Source organism: Streptomyces sp. NPDC055254 (assembly GCF_053606025.1).
Map to the genome: position 1 here is coordinate 58,457 of NZ_JBSGQV010000029.1, position 19,638 is coordinate 78,094.

19 protein-coding genes are annotated in these 19,638 nt (G+C 72.8%); 12 read left to right on the plus strand and 7 right to left on the minus strand.

Annotated features, from left to right (window positions below; translation table 11 throughout):
• The first annotated feature begins 377 nt into the window (after nt 1–377).
• Complete coding sequence (locus tag ACWFQ8_RS24110) at nt 378–1,355, plus strand: sigma-70 family RNA polymerase sigma factor (RefSeq protein ID WP_453788332.1); 978 nt, start codon at nt 378–380, stop codon at nt 1,353–1,355.
• A gap of 165 nt (nt 1,356–1,520) precedes the next feature.
• On the opposite strand, the gene ACWFQ8_RS24115 is transcribed toward ACWFQ8_RS24110, so the two are convergent.
• Nucleotides 1,521–2,507: a helix-turn-helix transcriptional regulator gene (locus ACWFQ8_RS24115; protein WP_453788333.1), complete on the minus strand. Its 987-nt coding sequence runs from the start codon at nt 2,505–2,507 to the stop codon at nt 1,521–1,523.
• 63 nt (nt 2,508–2,570) lie between these two features.
• On the opposite strand from ACWFQ8_RS24115, the gene ACWFQ8_RS24120 reads away from it, so the two are divergent.
• The 4 genes from ACWFQ8_RS24120 to ACWFQ8_RS24135 all read left to right on the plus strand — a co-directional run bounded on the left by ACWFQ8_RS24120 (nt 2,571) and on the right by ACWFQ8_RS24135 (nt 8,079).
• A complete protein-coding gene (locus ACWFQ8_RS24120; protein WP_453788334.1) occupies nt 2,571–4,217 on the plus strand; it encodes an MFS transporter in 1,647 nt (548 codons plus the stop codon).
• A 132-nt stretch (nt 4,218–4,349) separates the two neighbouring features.
• On the plus strand, nt 4,350–5,111 hold the full coding sequence (locus ACWFQ8_RS24125; RefSeq protein ID WP_453788335.1) for a DeoR/GlpR family DNA-binding transcription regulator: 762 nt from the start codon (nt 4,350–4,352) through the stop codon (nt 5,109–5,111).
• Nucleotides 5,108–6,058: a 1-phosphofructokinase gene (pfkB, locus tag ACWFQ8_RS24130; protein WP_453788336.1), complete on the plus strand. Its 951-nt coding sequence runs from the start codon at nt 5,108–5,110 to the stop codon at nt 6,056–6,058. The genes ACWFQ8_RS24125 and pfkB overlap by 4 nt, the downstream gene beginning before the upstream one ends.
• Nucleotides 6,059–6,078: 20 nt before the next feature.
• Nucleotides 6,079–8,079 carry a PTS fructose transporter subunit IIABC gene (locus ACWFQ8_RS24135; protein WP_453788337.1) on the plus strand — a complete coding sequence of 667 codons (2,001 nt, stop codon included), beginning with the start codon at nt 6,079–6,081 and terminating at the stop codon, nt 8,077–8,079.
• 24 nt (nt 8,080–8,103) lie between these two features.
• Here ACWFQ8_RS24135 and ACWFQ8_RS24140 read toward each other — a convergent pair whose 3' ends face one another.
• On the minus strand, nt 8,104–8,871 hold the full coding sequence (locus ACWFQ8_RS24140; RefSeq protein WP_453788338.1) for a DUF6227 family protein: 768 nt from the start codon (nt 8,869–8,871) through the stop codon (nt 8,104–8,106).
• A gap of 192 nt (nt 8,872–9,063) precedes the next feature.
• On the opposite strand from ACWFQ8_RS24140, the gene ACWFQ8_RS24145 reads away from it, so the two are divergent.
• Nucleotides 9,064–9,705: a vitamin K epoxide reductase family protein gene (locus ACWFQ8_RS24145; protein ID WP_453788339.1), complete on the plus strand. Its 642-nt coding sequence runs from the start codon at nt 9,064–9,066 to the stop codon at nt 9,703–9,705.
• 130 nt (nt 9,706–9,835) lie between these two features.
• Here the strand turns inward: ACWFQ8_RS24145 and ACWFQ8_RS24150 are convergent, their stop codons facing one another.
• Nucleotides 9,836–10,246: a rodlin gene (locus ACWFQ8_RS24150; RefSeq protein ID WP_453788340.1), complete on the minus strand. Its 411-nt coding sequence runs from the start codon at nt 10,244–10,246 to the stop codon at nt 9,836–9,838.
• Nucleotides 10,247–10,515: 269 nt separating this feature from the next.
• On the opposite strand from ACWFQ8_RS24150, the gene ACWFQ8_RS24155 reads away from it, so the two are divergent.
• Together ACWFQ8_RS24155 and ACWFQ8_RS24160 are read left to right on the plus strand one after the other, a co-directional pair.
• Complete coding sequence (locus ACWFQ8_RS24155; RefSeq protein WP_453788341.1) at nt 10,516–10,920, plus strand: hypothetical protein; 405 nt, start codon at nt 10,516–10,518, stop codon at nt 10,918–10,920.
• 145 nt (nt 10,921–11,065) lie between these two features.
• Entirely contained in the window at nt 11,066–11,305 is a 240-nt protein-coding gene (locus ACWFQ8_RS24160; protein ID WP_453788342.1) for a chaplin, read from the plus strand.
• A 69-nt stretch (nt 11,306–11,374) separates the two neighbouring features.
• Here the strand turns inward: ACWFQ8_RS24160 and ACWFQ8_RS24165 are convergent, their stop codons facing one another.
• The 4 genes from ACWFQ8_RS24165 to ACWFQ8_RS24180 form a co-directional block, all read right to left on the minus strand.
• Nucleotides 11,375–11,722 carry a hypothetical protein gene (locus ACWFQ8_RS24165; protein ID WP_453788343.1) on the minus strand — a complete coding sequence of 116 codons (348 nt, stop codon included), beginning with the start codon at nt 11,720–11,722 and terminating at the stop codon, nt 11,375–11,377.
• Nucleotides 11,723–11,892: 170 nt separating this feature from the next.
• Nucleotides 11,893–12,849 (minus strand): chaplin, encoded by a 957-nt coding sequence (locus tag ACWFQ8_RS24170; RefSeq protein ID WP_453788344.1) that lies wholly within the window; start codon nt 12,847–12,849, stop codon nt 11,893–11,895.
• Nucleotides 12,850–12,970: 121 nt separating this feature from the next.
• Nucleotides 12,971–13,204, minus strand: a complete 234-nt coding sequence (locus ACWFQ8_RS24175; protein WP_453788345.1) for a chaplin — start codon at nt 13,202–13,204, stop codon at nt 12,971–12,973.
• A 262-nt stretch (nt 13,205–13,466) separates the two neighbouring features.
• The gene (locus ACWFQ8_RS24180; RefSeq protein ID WP_453788346.1) at nt 13,467–13,877 is read right to left on the minus strand and encodes a rodlin; all 411 of its coding nucleotides are present in this window, start codon (nt 13,875–13,877) and stop codon (nt 13,467–13,469) included.
• Between the two features lie 399 nt (nt 13,878–14,276).
• On the opposite strand from ACWFQ8_RS24180, the gene ACWFQ8_RS24185 reads away from it, so the two are divergent.
• From ACWFQ8_RS24185 to ACWFQ8_RS24200, 4 genes are read left to right on the plus strand one after another with little or no spacing between them, the layout of a single operon-like run.
• Nucleotides 14,277–15,371, plus strand: a complete 1,095-nt coding sequence (locus ACWFQ8_RS24185; RefSeq protein WP_453788347.1) for a DUF3344 domain-containing protein — start codon at nt 14,277–14,279, stop codon at nt 15,369–15,371.
• Nucleotides 15,372–15,387: 16 nt separating this feature from the next.
• Complete coding sequence (locus ACWFQ8_RS24190; RefSeq protein ID WP_453788348.1) at nt 15,388–16,575, plus strand: glycosyltransferase; 1,188 nt, start codon at nt 15,388–15,390, stop codon at nt 16,573–16,575.
• Nucleotides 16,572–18,116 (plus strand): exopolysaccharide biosynthesis polyprenyl glycosylphosphotransferase, encoded by a 1,545-nt coding sequence (locus ACWFQ8_RS24195; RefSeq protein ID WP_453788349.1) that lies wholly within the window; start codon nt 16,572–16,574, stop codon nt 18,114–18,116. Before ACWFQ8_RS24190 ends, ACWFQ8_RS24195 begins: the two co-directional genes overlap by 4 nt.
• On the plus strand, nt 18,116–19,516 hold the full coding sequence (locus ACWFQ8_RS24200; RefSeq protein ID WP_453788350.1) for an O-antigen ligase family protein: 1,401 nt from the start codon (nt 18,116–18,118) through the stop codon (nt 19,514–19,516). Before ACWFQ8_RS24195 ends, ACWFQ8_RS24200 begins: the two co-directional genes overlap by 1 nt.
• Nucleotides 19,517–19,638 lie beyond the last annotated feature (122 nt).

Sequence of the window (19,638 nt, forward strand, 5' to 3'; positions counted from 1 at the left end):
TGCGAGTGAGGGGGTGCCCGGCCCGTACCCGTACGGCCGGAAATCCGAGAGTTGTCCAGGCAACCGGAAACCGGTCCCCGCCGTCTTCAGGGGCGGAGTGCGACGGCCGGGTCACGTGTGACGGCGGTCTCACAGCCCGGGTGGCGCGGGCCCGCAAGAGACTTTGCAGTAACGGTCATCCCGGCCCTGACCTGCGCTCTTGAAGATCTGGAAGTGCCAGCTCCGCTCTCGTGGCGGGGCAGGATACTGCAAGATCTCGCGAGAGAGGCACCGACGTGGGAATTCTGTCCCGATTCCAGTCGTTGTTTCCTTCGGAAGCGGGCACTCGGGAGAGTGTCCGGGGACACCGCGACAGAACTCATCGCAAGGGAGCACGCATGGCAACCCGCGCCGTCGCCCGTCGTCAGTCCGCGAGCAGCGCCCGCGCTGGGGGCGGGGAGATCGCAGACCGCGACCTGGTCGGCATGTACCTGGACGAGATCGCGCGCACCCCGCTCCTCGACGCGGCCAAGGAAGTCGAGCTCTCCCAGATCATCGAGGCGGGCGTGTACGCCCAGCAGATCCTCGACGGCGCGGTGGAGCCCCGGGACAAGGCCCCCGCACGCGAGGAGCTGGAGGCGCTGGCCGCCGAGGGCGAGCGCGCGAAGGAAGTCTTCATCCGCTCCAACCTGCGCCTGGTCGTGGCGGTCGCCCGCCGCTACCCGCGCAGCGGGCTGCCCCTGCTCGACCTGATCCAGGAGGGCAACGCCGGCCTGGTACGCGCGGTGGAGAAGTTCGACTACGCCAAGGGCTTCAAGTTCTCCACGTACGCCACGTGGTGGATCCGGCAGGCCATCACCCGGTCCATCGCCGACCAGTCCCGCACCATCCGCCTCCCCGTCCACCTGGTCGAGGAGCTCGGCCGCATCCGCCGCGTCCAGCGCGAGTTCAACCGCGAGAACGGCCGGGAGCCGGAGCACGCCGAGATCGCCGCGGAGCTGGACACGACGGAGAAGCGCGTAGGCGACGTACTGGACTGGTCGCGCGACCCGGTCAGCCTGAACATGTCGGTCGACGACGACGGCGACACGCAGTTCGGAGACCTGCTGGAGGACACCTCCGCGATCTCGCCGGAGCAGTCCGTGCTCTCCCTGCTGCGCAGCGAGGAGCTGGAGGAACTGCTCGGGAAGCTCGACCAGCGCACGGCGTCGATCATCAAGATGCGGTACGGCATCGACGACGGCCGCGAGCGGACCCTGACGGAGGTCGGCAAGCAGCACGGCCTGACCCGCGAGCGGATCCGCCAGATCGAGAAGCACGCGCTGCTCGAACTGAAGCGCATGGCCCGCGACACCGGCTTCGACGCGGTGGCCTGACCCACCCCCCGTACGAGCCCCGGCGCCACCCCCCCCAGGCGTCGGGGCTCCCTGGACCGAATCCGGCCCCGCGCCGACGTTTGAGGCGCGGGGCCGGGGCGAAGCCCCGGGTCTTGGACGCCCGCCACGGTCGCGGGGGCGGGGCCCCGAACCGCGAGCGGCAGCTCACGCCCCCGGCGGCGGGACCGGCACGGCCCCGGCCAACCGCGCGGCCAGCGCCCCGGCCGCCGCCGCCAGTTCCGGCGGCCCCTGCACCGTGAACGGCACGCCCGCCAGGGCGAGCCGCGCCGCCAGCCACTCCACGTTGTCCGTCGACTCGAACCGCACCCGGCACCCCTCAGCGCCCGCCGCCGCCGCTCCCGGTACCGAGACGATCCGGTCCGCAAGCCACGGCGGCAGCGCATCCGACCCGGCCGCCACGTCGAAGGACACCTCCACCGCGTACGTCCGCGCACCCCCCAGCCCCCGCCGGACGAACTCCTCCGCGTCCATCGGCATCGGCCGCCCCGCGAACCGGGCCCCCGTCGCGAGCACCTCGTCCACCCGGTCCACCCGGAACGTCCGCCAGTCCTCCCGCTCCAGGTCGTAGGCCACCAGGTACCACCGGCTGCCCGTGCTCACCAGCCGGTACGGCTCCACCAGCCGCCGCGACTCAACCCCGTCCCGCGCCCGGTACGCGAACCGCAGCCGCTCCGGCCCCGCCACCGCGGCCGCCATCGTCGTGAGCGTCCGCGGATCCACGCGCGCCCCGTCGCCCCGCGTGACCGCGACCGTCGCCGACTGCAGCGCGCTCACCCGGTGCCGCAGCCGTGAGGGCAGTACCTGCTCCAGCTTCGCCAGGGCCCGTACGGACGCCTCCTCGACCCCCTCGATCGCGTGCCCGGCCCCGGCCCGCAGCCCCACCGCGATCGCCACCGCCTCCTCGTCGTCCAGCAGCAGCGGCGGCATCGCCGCCCCCGCCACCAGTCGGTAGCCGCCCTCCGCGCCCAGCGTGGCTTCCACCGGGTACCCGAGCTCCCGCAGCCGCTCGATGTCGCGCCTGATCGTCCGGGCGCTCACCCGCAGCCGCTGCGCCAACTCGCTCCCGGGCCATTCGCGCGGGGTCTGCAGCAGGGACAGCAGGGACAGGAGCCGTGCCGGGGTGTCGGTCATGCGATCCAGGTTGCCAGTGAAATAGGACACCAACTGACCTACATGCCGTCTAGGTTTCTCCTCATGAGCACCGAGACGCCCAAGACATCGCCCGAAAGAGAGAACGGGCCCGTACGAGAAGAGCGGAACGCGCCACCCGCCGTACCCGGTCCGACCCCCGCACCCGGCCCGGCCGAAGTCGCCGCTGCCGCCGCCGCTGCCTCCTCCGCCGACCGCCGCCGCTGGCTGGCGCTCGCCATCGTGATGACCGCGGCCTTCATGGACCTGGTCGACGTCACGATCGTCAACATCGCGATACCCAGCATGCGCCAGGACCTCGGCGCGTCCACCAGCGCGATCCAGTGGATCACCGCCGGCTACGCCCTCGCCTTCGCCGCCGGCCTGATCACGGGCGGCCGTCTCGGTGACATCTACGGCCGCAAGCGCCTCTTCCTCGTCGGCATCGCGGGCTTCACCGCCGCCTCGCTGCTCTGCGGCATCGCCGCCGACCCGGGCATGCTCGTCGCCGCCCGCCTCCTCCAGGGCGCGATGGCGGCCCTGATGGTCCCGCAGGTCCTGGCGATCATCCACGTCACCTTCCCGCCCCACGAGCGCGGCAAGGTCTTCGGCATGTTCGGCGCGATCGTGGGCCTCGGTGCCGTCTCCGGTCCGATGCTCGGCGCGCTGCTCACGGAGTGGAACCTCTTCGGCCTCGAATGGCGCCCGATCTTCCTGATCAACCTGCCCGTCGGCATCGCCGGCCTGATCCTGGGTCGCAAGTTCATCACCGAGTCCAAGGCCCCGCAGGCCCTGCGCCTCGACCTGGTCGGCGTCGTCCTCGCCACCCTCGCCCTGGTCATGCTGATCTTCCCGCTCACCCACGGCCGTGAGAACGACTGGCCGCTGTGGGGCTTCCTGTGCATGGGGGCGGCGCCGCTCGTCTTCGCCGCGTTCATCGCGTACGAGAAGTACAAGATCAGGAAGGACGGTTCCCCGCTGGTCGAGCTCTCCCTCTTCAAGGTGAAGAGCTTCGCGGGCGGCATCGCCGTCCAGCTGACCTTCGGCATCGCGACCGGCATCTTCTTCCTGGTCTGGACGCTGTACATGCAGATGGGCCTCGGCTGGAGCGCCCTGCGCGCCGGCGCCACCGGCATCCCGTTCTCCATCGCCGTCTCTGTCGCCGCCGGCATCTCGGTCCAGAAGCTCGTACCGCGCTTCGGCCGCAAGGTGCTCCAGGCGGGCGCCCTGACCATGGCCGCCGGGCTGCTCCTCTACATCTGGGAGTCGCAGCACTACGGTCTGGAGATCGCCTCCTGGCAGATGGCCCTCCCGCTGGCGGTCATGGGCGTGGGCATGGGGCTGATCGTGGCCCCGCTGACCGACACGGTGCTCTCCGAGGTGCCGCGCGAGCACGCCGGCTCCGCCTCCGGCCTGATCAACACCACGGGTCAGATGGGCAACGCGCTCGGCCTCGGCCTGACCTCCGTCGTCTTCTTCGGGCTGATCGAGGACGACATGGTCTTCGGCCCGCCGTACGTGGAGGCCTTCCGTGGCGCGCTGTGGTGGGTCGTGGCCGTCCTCGTCGTGATCTTCGCGGTGATGTTCACGCTGCCCCGCGCGCAGGTCCCGACGGAGCGGCGCGAGGGCGCCGACCCGATCCCCGGCCCGATCCCCGGCCCGGTCCCCGGCCCCGCCGCGACCCCGGACGCCGAAAAGGTCCCGGCGGTCTGACCCGGCACTGCTTTCATCACGGGCATGTCCGCTTTGTTGGCGGGCATGCCCGTTTTTCTTTGTTTACTTCCAGGATCAGGCGTACTGTGGAAAGTAACCACAGAGTCGGGCATCGAACGGATGTAAACCCACATGTACGCACCGGAGCGCCAGCAGGAGATCCTCCGCCTCGCCCGCGAGGCGGGCCGAGTCGATGTGCTCTCCCTCGCCGACCGCTTCCAGGTCACGGCCGAGACCGTCCGCCGGGACCTCACCGCCCTCGACCGGGCCGGCCTGATCCGCCGGGTCCACGGCGGCGCCATACCGGCCGGCCGCCTCGACTTCGAGCCGGACCTCACCGAACGCGAGGCCACCGCCGCCGACGAGAAGGACCGCATCGCGGCCGCCGCCCTCCGCGAGCTGCCCGACGGAGCCAGCGTCGTCCTGGACGCCGGCAGCACCGTGGCCCGCCTCGCGGCCGCCATCCCGGTCGACACCCCGCTCACCGTGGTCACCCACGCGCTGCCCGTCGCCGCCCGGCTCGCCGACCACACCGGCATCGACCTCCACCTCGTCGGCGGCCGCGTCCGCCACCGCACCCGGGCCGCCGTGGACGCCTGGGCGCTGCGCGCGTACGCCGAGATCCGCGCCGACGTCCTCTTCCTGGCGACCAACGGCTTCACCGCCGGGGGCGGCCTGACCACCCCCGACCTCGCCGAGGCGGCCGTCAAGCGGGCGGCGATCGCCGCCGCCCGCCGCGTCGTGCTCCTCGCGGACTCGGCGAAGGCCGGGCAGGAGCACTTCGCGCGCTTCGGCTCCTTCGCCGACGTCGACCTCCTCATCACGGACGCGGGGCTCGACCCCGCCCACAAGGCGGCGATCGAAGCCGCCGGTACGGAAGTTGCGCTCGTATGATCCTCACCGTCACGCCCAACCCCTCCCTCGACCGGACCTACGAGATCCCCTCGCTGGACCGGGGCGAGGTGCTGCGCGCCGGAGGCGACCGGGTCGACCCCGGGGGCAAGGGCGTCAACGTCGCCCGCGCCGTCGCCGCCGCGGGCGTCCGTACGACGGCGGTCCTCCCGCTCGGCGGCCTCCCGGGCACGCTCGTCGCCGAACTCCTCGGCGCGCAGCGCGTCGACGTCACGGTCGTCTCGATCGCCGGCCGGACCCGCTCGAACATCTCGCTCGTCGAGCCGGACGGCACCCTCACCAAGATCAACGCGCCGGGCCCGGAACTCACCCCGGAGGAATCCGCCCTGCTCCTGGAGACCGTCCGCACCTGCTCCGCCGGCGCCACCTGGATCGCCGGCTGCGGGAGCCTCCCCCGTGGCGCCCGACCCGAGTGGTACGCCGACCTGGTCACCCGCGCCCACCAGGCCGGCGCCCGGGTGGCCCTGGACACCTCGGGCCCGGCCCTGCTGGCGGCGCTGGCGGCCCGGCCGGAGGTCGTCAAGCCGAACGCCGAGGAACTGGCGGCCGCGGTGGGCCGCCCGCTGGCCATCCTCGGCGACGTGGTCAAGGCGGCGGACGAGCTGCGCTCGCTGGGCGCGGGCGCGGTACTGGCCTCCCTCGGCGGCGACGGCCAGCTGCTGGTCTGCGAGGAGGGCGCCTACTACGGCACCGCCCCCGTCGACGTCGTCCGCAGCAACGTCGGTGCGGGCGACGCCTCCCTGGCCGGCTTCCTGATAGCGGGGGGAGAGGGCCCGAAGGCGCTCGCCTCCGCCCTGGCCCACGGCGCCGCCGCGGTCCGGCTGCCCGGGAGCGCGATGCCGACCCCCGCGGACCTGCGTCCCGCAGAGGTCCACGTCACCCAGGACCTGCCCCTGGACCTCACCCTGTCCGGACCCGCCACGGTCTGACGCGCGCGAAGGAGCCCGTGATGAGCGACATGATCACCCCCGAACTGGTCGACCTCGACCTGTCCGCCGACTCGAAGGAGGAGGCCGCGCGCGCCCTGGCGCGGCGGATGGCCTCCCTGGGCCGGGTCACCGACCTGGAGGGCTTCCTGGCGGACGTGGCGGCGCGGGAAGCGCAGATGCCGACGGGCCTCGACGGCGGGATAGGCATCCCGCACTGCCGGTCCGCCCACGTCAGCGCCCCCACCCTGGCCTTCGGCAGGGCCCCGGCCGGCATCGACTTCGGCGCTCCGGACGGCCCGGCGGACCTGATCTTCCTGATCGCGGCCCCCGCCGGCGCGGACGACGCGCACCTGACGATCCTCTCCTCGCTGGCCCGCCGCCTGATGCGCCCGGAGTTCACCACCGCCCTGCGCGCGGCAACCACCCCGGGGGAGGCGGCGGCCCTGATCTCTCCGGCTCCGCCGACGTCCGGGGCGCAGCCCCCGGACGGGGGCTCCGCAGCGCGGACCCCGGTTCCGGAAAACGACGGGGTGGGGGAGAGCCCCGCGGGGCAGCGGCAACCGTTCCGGATCGTGGCCGTCACCTCCTGCCCCACCGGCATCGCGCACACCTACATGGCCGCCGAGGCCCTCCAGCGGGCCGCCGCCGAGGCCGGGATCGAGCTCGGTGTCGAAACCCAGGGCTCGGCCGGATTCACGCGGCTCACGCCCGAGGACATCGCGGCGGCGGACGCCGTCGTCCTCGCCCACGACGTCCCCGTCCGCGACCGCGCCCGCTTCGCCGGCAAACCCACCGTCGACGTCGGGGTCAAGGCCGGCATCAACCGGCCCGCCGAACTCCTCGCCGAGGCCCGCGACAAGGCCGCCCGGGGCGAGGTGACCGACCACGCCCCGACCCCCGTCGAGCGGGCCGGGGAGGAGTCCGACGGCTACGGCGCCCGGTTGCGCACCTGGCTCATGTCCGGCGTCAGCTACATGGTCCCCTTCGTCGCGGCCGGCGGGCTGCTCATCGCCCTCGCCTTCGCCATCGGCGGCTACGAGATCAACGACGCGCCCTCCGTCGCCGAGCACTTCGTCTGGACCGAGGCCGCCGGCTGGGCCGCCCTGCTGTTCCAGACCGGCGGGCTCGCCTTCGGATTCCTGATCCCGGTCCTCGCCGGCTACATCGCCTACGGCATGGCCGACCGGCCGGGCCTCGTTCCCGGATTCGTCGGCGGCGCGGTGGCCCTCACCATCGACGCCGGCTTCCTCGGGGGCCTGATCGCCGGACTCATCGCCGGCGCCACCGTCCTCGCCCTCCAGCGGCTGAGGATCCCGGCTGCGCTGCGCGGCATCATGCCCGTCGTCGTGCTGCCGCTCATCGGCTCGGCCGTCACCGCGTTCCTGATGTTCCTCGTCGTCGGCAAACCCGTGGCCTCGCTCCAACGGGCCCTCACCGACTGGCTGTCCGGCCTCTCCGGCGCCAACGCGATCATCCTCGGCGTCGTCCTCGGCCTGATGATGTGCTTCGACCTCGGCGGCCCGCTCAACAAGGTCGCGTACGCCTTCGCGATCGGAGGCCTCGCGAACCCCAACGAGGGCAGCCTCAAGGTGATGGCGGCCGTGATGGCCGCCGGCATGGTGCCGCCGCTCGCCATGGCCCTGGCGACCACCGTCCGCGGCCGGCTCTTCTCCCGGTCCGAGCGGGAGAACGGCAAGGCCGCCTGGTTCCTCGGCGCCTCCTTCATCACCGAGGGCGCCATCCCGTTCGCGGCGGCCGACCCGCTGCGCGTCATCCCGGCGGCCATGGCCGGCGGCGCCGTCACCGGGGCCCTGTCGATGGCCTTCGAGTGCACCCTGCGGGCCCCGCACGGCGGCATCTTCGTCATCCCGCTGATCGGCAACCCGCTGCTCTACCTGACCGCGATCGCCGCCGGCACGGCCACGACCGCGGGCCTGGTGATTCTCCTCAAGGGGATGCGCCGCCCGGCCGGGGCGACGGCTCCCGAGTCCGCCCCGGTCACCGTCACCACCGCGGCCTGACCCCGCCGCTGCGGACGCCGAGGCTCAGCGGACCCGCGCGCGGAGCTCCATGGCTCCGCGCGCGGCCGCCTCGCTCTCGTACACCTCGCACATGTGCCGTCCGTCCGGCGTCGCCGTGTGCTCGACCTCCCAGAGACTGATCTCGGTCCCGTCCAGCAGCACGAAGGCGTGCTCGTACAGGTGGAAGCCGGCGTCCCGCCCGTCCGAGAGGCACTGCCGCCCACCGAACGCCTGCGTGATCCGGTGCGCGTACGCCGACCGCAGCCGCTCCGCCACCGCCTCGCCGGGACGGTCCGGGTTCTCCGCGCGGCGCAGCACGCGGCGGGCGTGGTCGGCCGACTGCTCCACCATGTACTCCTGACGCGGTAACGGCACCGACGCCGCGAACAGCTCGCTCAGCAGCGCGGCGTCGTTCTCCGGCTCCTCGTCACCGGGCAGCAGCGCGGGATCCGCACCGGCCTCGGCCGGGGTCCCGCCGAACAGCCGGGACACGGCCAGGCAGGTCTCCGCCTTGCTCGCGAAGACCTCGTACCGTATCTCCCGGTCCTGCCCCTGCCGGTACGCCAGCTCCCACAGCGACACCGAGCCGCCGTCGGTCAGCAGGTAGGTGTGCCGGTTGGTCTCCCGCCACACACCCGCCCCCGGTCCGTGATGGGTGGTGTACAGCGAGGAGCTGTGGGCGAGCGCGCCACCGACGCGCTCGACCACATGGTCCGGCAGGTCGAAGGAGTTGAGGGCGCGGCCCAGGAGTCGATCGAGGTGGGCCTCGGTTGTCTCGTACGGATCGCTCAAGGTGGGTCTCCAGGCCGTCGCAGCTCGTCACTTCACGGAAGCTCAACGTAACCCCTGGCTCTGACATCACGTCCGGGGTTCGGTAAAACGTCCGGGAAGCATCAGGGGTTCCCGCCACACCTTCAGGTCAACTTGCGTACAGATACTCATGGTTAGGCACCCTCTGTGTCGAAGCGCGGGACTATGGGCCGCATGGCAACGAATACAGTGGACGTCCCCCGCCGGCAGGGTCGGTCCCTCGACCGGCGCGAAGGCGAACGGGAAGCCGCGCCGCGGGGGTTGGCCTGGCTGCTGGCCCTTACCGGAGCGGCAGGGGTGCTGGCCTCCTGGGTGATCACCCTCGACAAGTTCCTCCTGCTGGAGGACCCGGACTTCAAGCCCGCGTGCAGCCTCAACCCCGTGGTCTCCTGCGGCAGCGTCATGAAGAGCGACCAGGCGGCGGTCTTCGGCTTCCCCAACCCCGTGCTCGGCCTGGTCGCTTACGCGGTCGTGGTGTGCGTGGGCGCCGGCCTGCTCGCCGGGGCCCGCTACCGCGGCTGGTTCTGGCTGGGTCTGCACGCCGGCACCCTCTTCGGCGTCGGCTTCTGCTCCTGGCTGATGGTGCAGTCGCTGTACGAGATCAACGCCCTGTGCCTGTGGTGCTGCCTGGCCTGGGTCGCGACGCTGCTGATGTTCTGGGCGGTCACCGCGCACAACGTCCGTACCGGCGTGCTCCCCGCACCCGGGGCGGTGCGCGGGTTCTTCGGCGAGTTCGGCTGGGCCCCGCCCGCCCTGCACATCGGGGTGATCGGCATGCTGATCCTCACCCGCTGGTGGGACTTCTGGACCGGCTGAGCACCGGCCGGCCGCGAGGACGGCGGGACGCGCGCGAGGGCCCCGGCAGCTGGACGCCGCCGGGGCCCTCGTCACATCACTCCACGGGCGCGGGGGCCCGGTGGCGCCGAAGGGGCGCGGAGAGCGGTGATCAGCTGTTGACCGAGCCGTTGCCCGAGAGGACCGGGATGTTGCTGAGGATGTGCGAGAGCGGCTCGTCACCCTTGGCCTGGGTGGAGTTCTCGGTGCACTGCTGGTTCTGCGGGTTGGACAGCACGTTGATGTCCTGGACACCGATGTTGAGCAGGGCGACCAGCGACTGGGCGTTGACCTTCGCCGGCAGGCCGATGCAGGGCTTGTTCAAGGTGCCCTGGACCAGGCCGAGCTGCGGGCTCAGGTCGCCGTGGGTCTTCTGGTTGCCGTAGATCTGCTGGGAACCGTTGCCGTTGACGGTGTTGATCCCGTTGTCGTTGCCGATGGCCATGGCCGGGGTCGCGACGGCAGCGCCCGCGCCGACGGCGACGGCGGAGACTGCGGCGGCGGTCATGAACTTCTTGAACATCTTGATCCTTCTGTCGCACGAGTGCCCGCTAGCGGAGCGTCCTGGTCAACTGGCCCGCCCGGGGGTTGGTTCCGGTCCTTCACTCAAACGGCCTGCGAGGGGTGAATTTTTCCCCGCCAGGGTGAGAGGCCCCCGGACGCGTGCGCGAAGCCCGTACGCAGCCGCAGTGGTCCGCCGTCCGGTTGCGGCCCGTGAAGGGTGTTCGCACGGTGGGTGAGGAAACGGGGCGCTGTGGCCCGTTTTCCGCACGTCAACACAGAAGGAAAGCCATGGAACTCAAGAAGGCGACTCGCGTCCTCGTCTCCTCGGCCCTGACCGCCGCCATACTCTTCGGCGCCGCGGCCCCCGCGAGCGCTCTGGACGGCGGGGACCGCGGGGTGAGCGCCCGGGCCGCGGCCGCCGGCCCCGTCGACGATCTCGTGAACGGCATCCTGGAAGCCGTCAAGGGCCTCCTCCCGCCCGGCGTCAGCCTGCCGGACATCAAGATTCCGTCGATCGAGCTGCCCGAGATCCCCGGCGTGACGCTGCCGCAGGTGCCGGGCGTCCCGCTCCCCGAGCTGCCGCTCACCCCGCCGGCGCTGCCGCCGGCGCCGGTGGAACTCGTACCGGACATCCCCGAGATCCCCGGCGTCGTGATCCCCGGCCTTCCGACCGGAGGCGGGGGCCTACCGTAACGGTCCGGACCCGCACCACGGTTACGACTATTGGGCTGAACAGGTCCGATCGGGTGCGCAGCCGTGTCCGTCGGGGAAGAAGGAGCGTTTCGCTCGGTGTGAGCCCCGGATCGGGGCAGAACATCGAACAGAAGGTGCACTTCCCATGAACTCTGCCAAGAAGGCCGCTCTGGTCCTGGCCACCGCTGGTCTCGCTGCGGCCGGTGCCGCCGGCTCCGCCGTCGCCGACTCGTCGGCCGAGGGCGCGGCCGTGGGTTCCCCCGGTGTCCTCTCGGGCAACCTGGCTCAGGTCCCGGTCCACATCCCGATCAACATTTGCGGCAACTCCGTGAACATCATCGGCGCGCTGAACCCCGCGTTCGGCAACGTCTGCGTCAACGACTGACGTCAGCGGCAGACACGACTGTGGGCGCCCCGGCCTCGCCGGTGGCGCCCACAGTCGTGTCGGGGCTGCTCAGCCCTTGCCGCCGTTGAGCTGTACGCCGCCGAGGAGCGGGGACGCCTGGGTGGCGCCGTTCGCCAGGCTCAGCACCTCGCCCGGGGCGTTGTTGCGGATCTTGTTGAGGCCCTGGGCCGTCCCGGCGACCTTGTTGACGGTGTCGTTCTGCTCCGCCAGCCCGTTGCCCACGGTCTGCGGCAGCGACTCGCTGACGGGTCCGACGGCGTTCAGCGTCTCCGTCACCCCGCCCGTCAGGCTCATGGGGGGCAGCGAGGCCGGGGTCTCTGCCGCGAAGGCGGGAGCGGCGGCGCCGAGGGCGGCGACGGAGCCGACGACGACAGCGGCGACCTTCGAGAGCTTCATTATCGAAATCCTTTTCCAGCGGCGACCGTCGCGCCGCTTTCGCCCTGGGTAACGATTCCCCGCCGCTACGGAAACGCGTACGCACCGGGACATGATCGCGGCCGGAGAATCCGACGAGGGATTCTCCGGCCGATATCTCTTCCGATGAGCGGTATTCCGGTGTACGGCCGTCAGGCGATACGGGAACGCCGGTAGAGAATGGCGCCGCCCAGCATCAGGGCCGAGGCGAGGGCCGCCGCCGCGGCGGGCCGGCCCGCGCCGGTCTCGGCGAGCATGGGCCCGGTCGCCCGCGCGGGCGGCTCGAACGGGGGCCGCTCGGGGACGGGCGCCTCCTCGACGGCGGGAGCCGGCGCCGGGGGCTCCGGTACGGGCCTCGGGAGCGGCTTCGGGGTCTCGGGGCCGGGTGCCGGGGCGGGCAGCGGCTTCGGGGTCTGTGCGCCCGGGGGCGCGGGCAGCGGGGCCGGGTGCTCCGCCACGGGCTCCGGCATCGGGCGGGGCCGCTCGGACGCCGGGGGAGCATGCTGCGGCGGCGGGGCGGACTCCGGGTGGTCGTCGCACTCCTCCTCGGGCTGTTCGCCCGGGCCGCCGTAGCCACCCCGGCCGCGCGGTTCCTCGTGGCGGGGCGCGGCGTGCCGGGGCCCATCGCCCCGGAGCACCTCGGGGCGGGGCGCTTCGTGGTGCGGCGCCGCGTGCCGGGGCGCCTCGTGTCGGGGCTGCTCTTCGCGGGGCTTCGCGTGGCGCGGCCCCCGGTCGCGCTGTTCCGGCACGGCATGCCGCGCCTCGCGTTCGTCGAGGTAGCGCTCGAAGGCCTCGGCGTTCTCGGGGCTCAGGTAGCGCGCGTGGTCGTGGCCGTGGCCGGTGTGCGAGCCGGTGGTGGTGGCGCAGTTGTTCCCCGTCGTGGGGTTCAGCGCCGCACCGCCGTCCACGCTGTTGCCGCAGACGTTCGGGGCGAAGGTGACCGGTACCGAGACGCTGTTTCCGGCCAGCACGCCCGGCGAGTGCGAGACCTCGGACGTCGCGCCGGGATGCGCGTAAGCCGCACCCGTCGCGATCGACAGCAGGCTCGACGCGGCCGCTGCCGTGAGCATCCCCTTGCCCAGTACCTGTCGGCTCAGTACCTGTCGCATGGGTCCTTCCCTGTCTTCCGGCGCTGGCGCCGGTGCTGAATCGAAGGTGGCCCCGGAGTGCACCGCCGTGCACTCCGAGGCCACCCCGAGGAGGTCGGCCCTTGCGGGCACAAGAGCTGCGTCAGGCGTTGACGCAGGTGTTGCCGAACGTCGGGTTCAGCAGCGCGATCACGTTCACGGTGTTGCCGCAGAGGTTGACCGGGACGTGCACCGGGACCTGGAGCAGGTTGCCCGAGAGGACACCGGGGGAGCCGACGGCCGCACCGGCGGCGTCGGCGTCGGCCATGGCGGGGGAGGCTGCACCGGCTGCCATCAGCGCGCCGGCGGCCAGCACCACTGCCTTCTTGTACTTCATTTGATTTTGATCCTTCCCGCAGCGGCGTATCCGCTGCAGAATCAACAACGAGTGGGCCGAAGAAAAGAAACCGCATGTTTTCGGCGGCCAGTCGCCCATTCGCCCCTTGCCGGGCTTCAATTCGAGGCGGCCGGCGCAATTGTTTGGCTATTCGCGAAGGCCGCTGTCCGGGGCCTCATGGCTTTCGTGGCCGCTCGGGCCTCATACGCGGCGAGGCCGCCGCTACCCGAAGGTGCGGCGGCCTCGCTGGCACGACGCCCGGTCAGCTGCCCTGGGAGACGTTGCCGGAGAGCACCGGGATGTTGCTGAGGATGTGGGAGAGGGCCTCGTCGCCCTTGGCCTGCGTGGAGTTCTCGGTGCACTGCTGGTTCTGCGGGCTGGACAGGACGGGGATGTCCTGGACGCCGACGTTGACCAGGGCGAGCACGGACTGCACGTTGGCCTTGGCGGGCAGGGCGATGCAGGGCTTGTTGAAGGAGCCCTGGATGAGCGCCATCTGCGGGCTCATGTTCCCGTACGTGGCCTGGTTGCCGTAGATCTGGGAGGCACCGTTGCCGTTGACGGTGTTGATGCCGTTGTCGTTCCCGATGGCCATCGCCTGCGGCGCCATGGCGGCACCCATGCCCACGACCGAGGCCGCAACCGCTGCCGTGGCCATCATCTTCTTGATCATTGTCGTCCCTTTTTTGCAGGATTGCCCGGTGCTGGAGCACCCGGATCAACGGCCGTCCCCCCGCTCGGGTTGCGTGGCTTCACTCGGATGCCGTCGTTTCAGCCGCCTCCGTTGACGTTCAGGCGGTCACGCGGGTCTGGCCGAACGCGGGACCCGGCAGGGCGCGGACACCAGGCGACCCGACCGCGCACCCGCCCGCCGACGCGCCGGCCCCGGCCCGCGCGGAAGCGAGGCGCATTTCCTTTCGGAACACGGTGCACCGGATAACGACCCGCCCGCTTCAAGGGTGCGTGATATCGCCCAAAAGGCCGTACGGGCGAGTCCGGCGTGATTTCCAGCCTGATTTCTGACAAAGTGCACTCCTGTTTTGTCCCCCTTGATCACAATGGAGTCAGGGTCATGGGTTCCTCCCGCAGAATCCTCGGCACGATCGGTCTGCTGTCCTGTCTCGCACTTTCCGCGCACATCGCTCCGGCGGGGGTCGCCGCCCCCGCCGGGCCGAAGGAATTGCCCCGCGTCCCGTTCACCGAGCGTTATCAGGCGGTGCTCAACGGCGGGCTGGTGCGCGCCTCCAACGCCGGCATCAGCTGCCGTGGGGAAAGGTCCCCGCGGGCCGAGCCGTGCCCCGAGGTCAAGCGGGGCGCGGCGGGGGTCAACAGCGACTTCGACATGTTCTACAGCGAGGTCGACCAGGACCCGGACACCTACAACTCCACCCGGGCCGAACTCAAGGTCCCGCCGGGCGCGAGGATCGCGTACGCCCGCCTGTACTGGGGCGGGAACCTGCGGGTGGGCGAGCAGAAGCCGCCCGAGGACAACGGGCGGGTGCTGGTCGCCGAGCCGGGCGGCGCGTACAAGGAGGTCCTCGCCGACACGGTGATCGGCCACCGCGCGGACGCCGCCAGCGACGCCTACCAGGCATCCGCGGACGTGACCCCGCTGGTCCGCGAGGGCGGCGCGGGGATGTGGACGGTGGCCCAGCTCAACATCGCCATGGGGCACTCCGACGTGGGCGCCTGGGGCGGCTGGACGCTGGTCGCTGCCTACGAGCACCCGCGCGAGCCGGTCCGCCGGGTCTCGCTCTGGGACGGGTTCGAAGCGCTCGCCGCCCGGGCCGGTGACGGGACGGTCGAGGTCACCGGTCTGGACGCGCCGGCCGGCGCGTCGGGGCGGGCCGGGGTGGTCGCGTACGACGGCGACCGCGGGACCCTGGGGGACTCACTCACGGTGACGGCCGACAGGGGGCGCCGCGTGAGCCTCAGCGATTCAGAAAATCCTTTTAATGATGTTATGAATTCCACGATCACGGAATTCGGAACTCACTCGTTCGCGCGACAGCCCGAACATATGAATAACCTCGGATATGACGCGGACGTGTTCGACCTGAGTCCCGCCCTGTCCGAGGGTGCCCGCAGCCTGAACTTCAGGTTCACGGGCGAAAGTCAGGGTTATTTCCTCGGTGTGCTCTTCGTTCAGACAGACGCGCGCCGCTGAACGCAGGGACCACTCCGTGACCGCACCACCTCCGCCGGCACCGCCCCTCACCGTCCTCCACCTGGTCCAGCCCGTGGAAGGCGGTGTCGCCCGGGTCGTCGTCGACCTCGTCCGCGCGCAGTCCGCGTCCGGCCTGCGCCCCGTCGTCGGCTGCCCGCGCGACGGCATGCTCGCCGACGCCGCCCGCGAGGCCGGAGCCGACGTGCTCACCTGGCGCGCCGGCCGCGCCCCCGGGCCGGGACTGCCGGCCGAAGTCCTCGGCGCACGGCGGATCGTCGCCCGCGTCCGCCCCGACCTGCTGCACGCGCACAGCGCCAAGGCAGGACTGGCCGGACGGCTCGCCGTCCGCCGGGCCGTCCCCACCGTCTTCCAGCCCCACGCGTGGTCCTTCGACGCCGTGGCCGGGGCCACCGGCGCCCTCGCCCTGCGCTGGGAGCGCTACGGGGCCCGCTGGGCCGACCGGGTGCTCTGCGTCAGCGAGGCCGAACGCCGCGCCGGCGAGTCCGAGGGGATCGCCGCCCATTGGTCGGTGATCCGCAACGGCGTGGACCTCGGCCACTTCCGACCCGGCGCCGGCGACCCCGCCGAGGACCGCGCCGCGGCCCGCGCCGAACTGCCCCTGCCCGCCGCCTTCCGGGGCGACGGCCCGCTCGCCGTCTGCGTGGGCCGGCTCTGCCCGCAGAAGGGCCAGGACATCCTGCTGCGCGCCTGGCCGGAGGTGCTGGGCGCCGTCCCCGGCGCGCGCCTGGCCCTCGTCGGCGACGGCCCCGACACCGAACGGCTGCGCCGGACGGCCCCGCCCGGAGTGCACTTCGCGGGCGCCGCCTCCGACATCCGACCGTGGCTTCGGGCCGCCGATCTCGTTGTACTGCCGTCGCGGTGGGAAGGCATGGCGCTCGCGCCGCTCGAAGCCATGGCCACTGGCCGCCCGGTCCTGGTCTCCGACGTCAGCGGTGCCCGGGAGAGTCTGCCGCCCGGCCAGAAACGGCTCTGCCTGGTGCCGCCGGAGGACCCGGCGGCCCTGGCCAAGGCCCTGGGACGGCTGCTCGCCGAGCCGCGGCTGCTCACCGAACTCGGCGAGCAGGCCCGGCAGCACGCCCGGACCGAATGCGACGTACGGCGGACCACGGACGCGGTCACCGGCCTGTACCACGAACTGCTGGGCAGGCCCCGTCCCTTGAACCAGGAGCGCATCAGCCGATGACGATGGACAGCGCACCCGCCCGGCACACCGGGCAGGGCGGTACGGGGCCCACCGGCGGCAGCGCCTTCGCGCCCGCGCCCCACGCGACGGCCCGCCGGTCCGCGACCGCGATCCACCCGCCGCGCAGCCCCCGGGCGGACCCGTCCCGCCCGGCGGTACGGTCGCAGCGGCTGCGCCGCCACGGGAGCACGACGGCGCTGCTCCCGCTGCTCACCGCCGACGTCCTGGCCGCCGTCGTCACCGCGGCCGCTCTGCCCGGCCCGGTCCTGCCGGCCGCGGCCGCGGCGCCCGCCGCCGTACTGCTCGCGGTCCTGCACGCGCAGGCCGGACTGTACCGGCCGAGGCTCGCGCCCTCCGCGCTGCGTGAACTGCCCGCGCTGGCGGGGCGGTCCGCCGTCCTGTGGTGCGGGGCCGCCGCCGTCGTGGCCGCCCTCGACCCGGGCCGGGCACTGGGCTGGAGCACACTGCTCACCGCCGTCTGCCTCCAGGTCGTCCTGGCCTGCGCGGGACGCGGCCTCGTCAACCAGTTCGCCCGCCGCGGCGCGGTCCGCAGGCCCGCCTCGGCCTTTGTCGTGGGACCAGGCACCGGCACCGGCGCCGTGGCCGCCGCCCTGCACGGCCGGCCCGAGTACGGATTGCGCCCGGTCGGGCTCGCCGACACCGCCGCCGACGGGATCGGCGGCGGGGCCGGCGGAAATGCCCTGCCGGTCCTGACCACCCACGAGGACATCCGCCGCGCGGTCATCCAGAACTCCGTCCGGCACGCGGTGTTCACCCGCCCGCCGGAGGCCGACGAGCGCACCGCCTCCCTGGTCCGGCTCTTCCACGACCACGGCTGCCGGCTCTGGCTCGCCGACCCGGCCGGCACCGCCAAGGTCACCGGCATGCGGGTGGCGCAGCCCGCCGACCAGCTCTGGGGGTACGCCGTACAGCCGCTGCTGCCGCGCCCGTCCCGGCCGGCCGAGCGCGCGGCCAAGCGGGTCATCGACGCCGTGCTCGCGCTGGTCGCGCTGGTCGCCGCCGCGCCCGTGATGGGCGCCTGCGCGCTGGCCGTCCGGCTGTGCGACGGCCCCGGGGTGATCTTCCGGCAGGAGCGGATCGGCCTGTACGGGCGTCCCTTCACCCTGCTGAAGTTCCGCACGCTGCGGGCCGACGCGCACGAGGCCGCCACCCGCTGGACCGTGGCGGGCGACCGCGGGATGAGCGCGGTCGGCTCCTTCCTGCGCAAGTCCTCGCTGGACGAGCTGCCACAGCTGTGGAACGTGGTGCGGGGTGACATGAGCCTGGTCGGCCCGCGCCCCGAGCGGCCCTTCTTCGTCGCCAAGTTCTCCACCGTGCACCCCGGTTACGAAGCCCGCCACCGGATGCCCGTCGGCATCACCGGCCTCGCCCAGATCAACGGCCTGCGCGGCGACACCTCCATCGAGGACCGGGCCCGCTTCGACAACCACTACATCGACACCTGGTCGCTGTGGCAGGACCTGTGGATCCTCGCCCGCACCGCGGCCTCCTTCTTCCGCTTCCGGCTGGGGGGCAGCTGATGAGCCTCGCCGTACCGCTCTCCCCGTGGGGGAAGGAGGGCGGGCGCCGCCCCGCCGCGGCGGTCCTGCTGCGCCGGCACTGGCCGCTGCTGCCGCTCGCCGCGACCGTGCTCTTCCTCCTCACCCCGCTGCCCGCCGGGGACGCGACCACCTCGGGGAAGGTGGGCCCGGCCGACGCGGCCTCGCTGCTGCTGGTGTTGGTCTGCGCCCTGCGGGCGCTGCGCGGCCGGGTGCGGACGCCGACCCCGCTCGGCGTGCTCGTGCTCGGGATGCCGGCCGTGGGGCTCGCGGTGGCGACGGTGACCGCCGGGGACCCGTACGCGGCCCTCCCCGGCTTCGTGCGGTACCTCCAGGTCTTCGTGCTGGTGCCGGCGGCCGTGGTGCTGCTGGTGCGCGACGCCGGGGAGTTCCGGATCGCCGCCGGGTGCTTCGTGGTCCTGGCGCTCGTGCAGGGCGCGGTGGGCGTGGTGCAGTACGCCACCCGCACCGGGGCCTCGTACCAGGGCGAGCACATCCGCGCCGTGGGCACCTTCGGTCCCGGCGACGTCATGGGCATGGCCACGGTGGTGGCCTACGGGCTGGTCGCGGCGACCGCGGTCGCGCTGGCGCCGGGGCTGCCGCGCCGGGTCCGGCAGGTCGCCGGGGGAGCGGCGCTGGTGCTGGTGCTGCCGCTGGTGCTGTCGTTCAGCCGGGGCGCGTGGATCGCCACCCTCGCCGCCGCGGTGCTGGTCATGGTGATGGCCGGGATCCGGCGGGCGCTCAAGGTGCTCCTCGCGCTGGCCGCGGCCGGGGTCGTGCTGGTGGGCGGGCTCGGGGTCGGCTCCGAGATGGTCGCGGAGCGGCTGACGTCCATCACCCAGGTCTCCAGCGCACCCGACCAGTCGGTGATCGACCGCTACACGATGTGGGCCGCCGCGGAGTCGATGTGGCGGGAGCGCCCGGTGGCCGGAGTGGGGCTCAAGGGCTTCCCGGCGCACCGGGACGGGCACTCCTCGCTGGGGCTGTCCTCCGGCAGCGACACCGCGGGCGCGGGCCAGGCGTACGTCCGCCAGCCGCTGCTGTCCCCGCACAACATGTACCTGCTGATCCTGAGCGAGCAGGGGCTGATCGGGCTGACCGCGCTGGCGGGCGGCTGGGCGGCCCTGCTGGTCGCCGGCGTCCGCCGGTCCGTCTTCGCGAAGGACTCCCGGGCCGACAGCCCGATCCGGGACTGCGGGCTCGTCGCCGTCGGCCTGCTCGTCTGGCAGCTGATCGACTTCCTCTACGCGGACATCGGCGGGCCGTCCACCGTCCTGACCGGAGTGATCATCGGGCTCGCCGCCTGGTGGGCCCTGCCCTCCCCCGGCGGCGGCGGTGGCGGACCGGGCCGTGCGGCCCACGACGGGCCGGCGGCCCGGTGACGGACACGACGCCCTGGCAGCGGCCCGCGGGCGCGGCGACCTCTGTCGCCGCCGCCGCGGGCCCTCCGCCCCCCCCGGCCCGGCCGGGCGGATATACACAAAAGACACAGCCGACGAGCACC

What these genes read in the sequence shown, in the direction of transcription:
- ACWFQ8_RS24110 (WP_453788332.1), top strand. Translation starts at nt 378, where the DNA reads ATGGCAACCCGCGCCGTCGCCCGTCGTCAGTCCGCGAGCAGCGCCCGC.
- ACWFQ8_RS24115 (WP_453788333.1), bottom strand. Translation starts at nt 2,507, where the DNA reads ATGACCGACACCCCGGCACGGCTCCTGTCCCTGCTGTCCCTGCTGCAG.
- ACWFQ8_RS24120 (WP_453788334.1), top strand. Translation starts at nt 2,571, where the DNA reads ATGAGCACCGAGACGCCCAAGACATCGCCCGAAAGAGAGAACGGGCCC.
- ACWFQ8_RS24125 (WP_453788335.1), top strand. Translation starts at nt 4,350, where the DNA reads ATGTACGCACCGGAGCGCCAGCAGGAGATCCTCCGCCTCGCCCGCGAG.
- pfkB (WP_453788336.1), top strand. Translation starts at nt 5,108, where the DNA reads ATGATCCTCACCGTCACGCCCAACCCCTCCCTCGACCGGACCTACGAG.
- ACWFQ8_RS24135 (WP_453788337.1), top strand. Translation starts at nt 6,079, where the DNA reads ATGAGCGACATGATCACCCCCGAACTGGTCGACCTCGACCTGTCCGCC.
- ACWFQ8_RS24145 (WP_453788339.1), top strand. Translation starts at nt 9,064, where the DNA reads ATGGCAACGAATACAGTGGACGTCCCCCGCCGGCAGGGTCGGTCCCTC.
- ACWFQ8_RS24150 (WP_453788340.1), bottom strand. Translation starts at nt 10,246, where the DNA reads ATGTTCAAGAAGTTCATGACCGCCGCCGCAGTCTCCGCCGTCGCCGTC.
- ACWFQ8_RS24155 (WP_453788341.1), top strand. Translation starts at nt 10,516, where the DNA reads ATGGAACTCAAGAAGGCGACTCGCGTCCTCGTCTCCTCGGCCCTGACC.
- ACWFQ8_RS24160 (WP_453788342.1), top strand. Translation starts at nt 11,066, where the DNA reads ATGAACTCTGCCAAGAAGGCCGCTCTGGTCCTGGCCACCGCTGGTCTC.
- ACWFQ8_RS24165 (WP_453788343.1), bottom strand. Translation starts at nt 11,722, where the DNA reads ATGAAGCTCTCGAAGGTCGCCGCTGTCGTCGTCGGCTCCGTCGCCGCC.
- ACWFQ8_RS24170 (WP_453788344.1), bottom strand. Translation starts at nt 12,849, where the DNA reads ATGCGACAGGTACTGAGCCGACAGGTACTGGGCAAGGGGATGCTCACG.
- ACWFQ8_RS24175 (WP_453788345.1), bottom strand. Translation starts at nt 13,204, where the DNA reads ATGAAGTACAAGAAGGCAGTGGTGCTGGCCGCCGGCGCGCTGATGGCA.
- ACWFQ8_RS24180 (WP_453788346.1), bottom strand. Translation starts at nt 13,877, where the DNA reads ATGATCAAGAAGATGATGGCCACGGCAGCGGTTGCGGCCTCGGTCGTG.
- ACWFQ8_RS24185 (WP_453788347.1), top strand. Translation starts at nt 14,277, where the DNA reads ATGGGTTCCTCCCGCAGAATCCTCGGCACGATCGGTCTGCTGTCCTGT.
- ACWFQ8_RS24195 (WP_453788349.1), top strand. Translation starts at nt 16,572, where the DNA reads ATGACGATGGACAGCGCACCCGCCCGGCACACCGGGCAGGGCGGTACG.
- ACWFQ8_RS24200 (WP_453788350.1), top strand. Translation starts at nt 18,116, where the DNA reads ATGAGCCTCGCCGTACCGCTCTCCCCGTGGGGGAAGGAGGGCGGGCGC.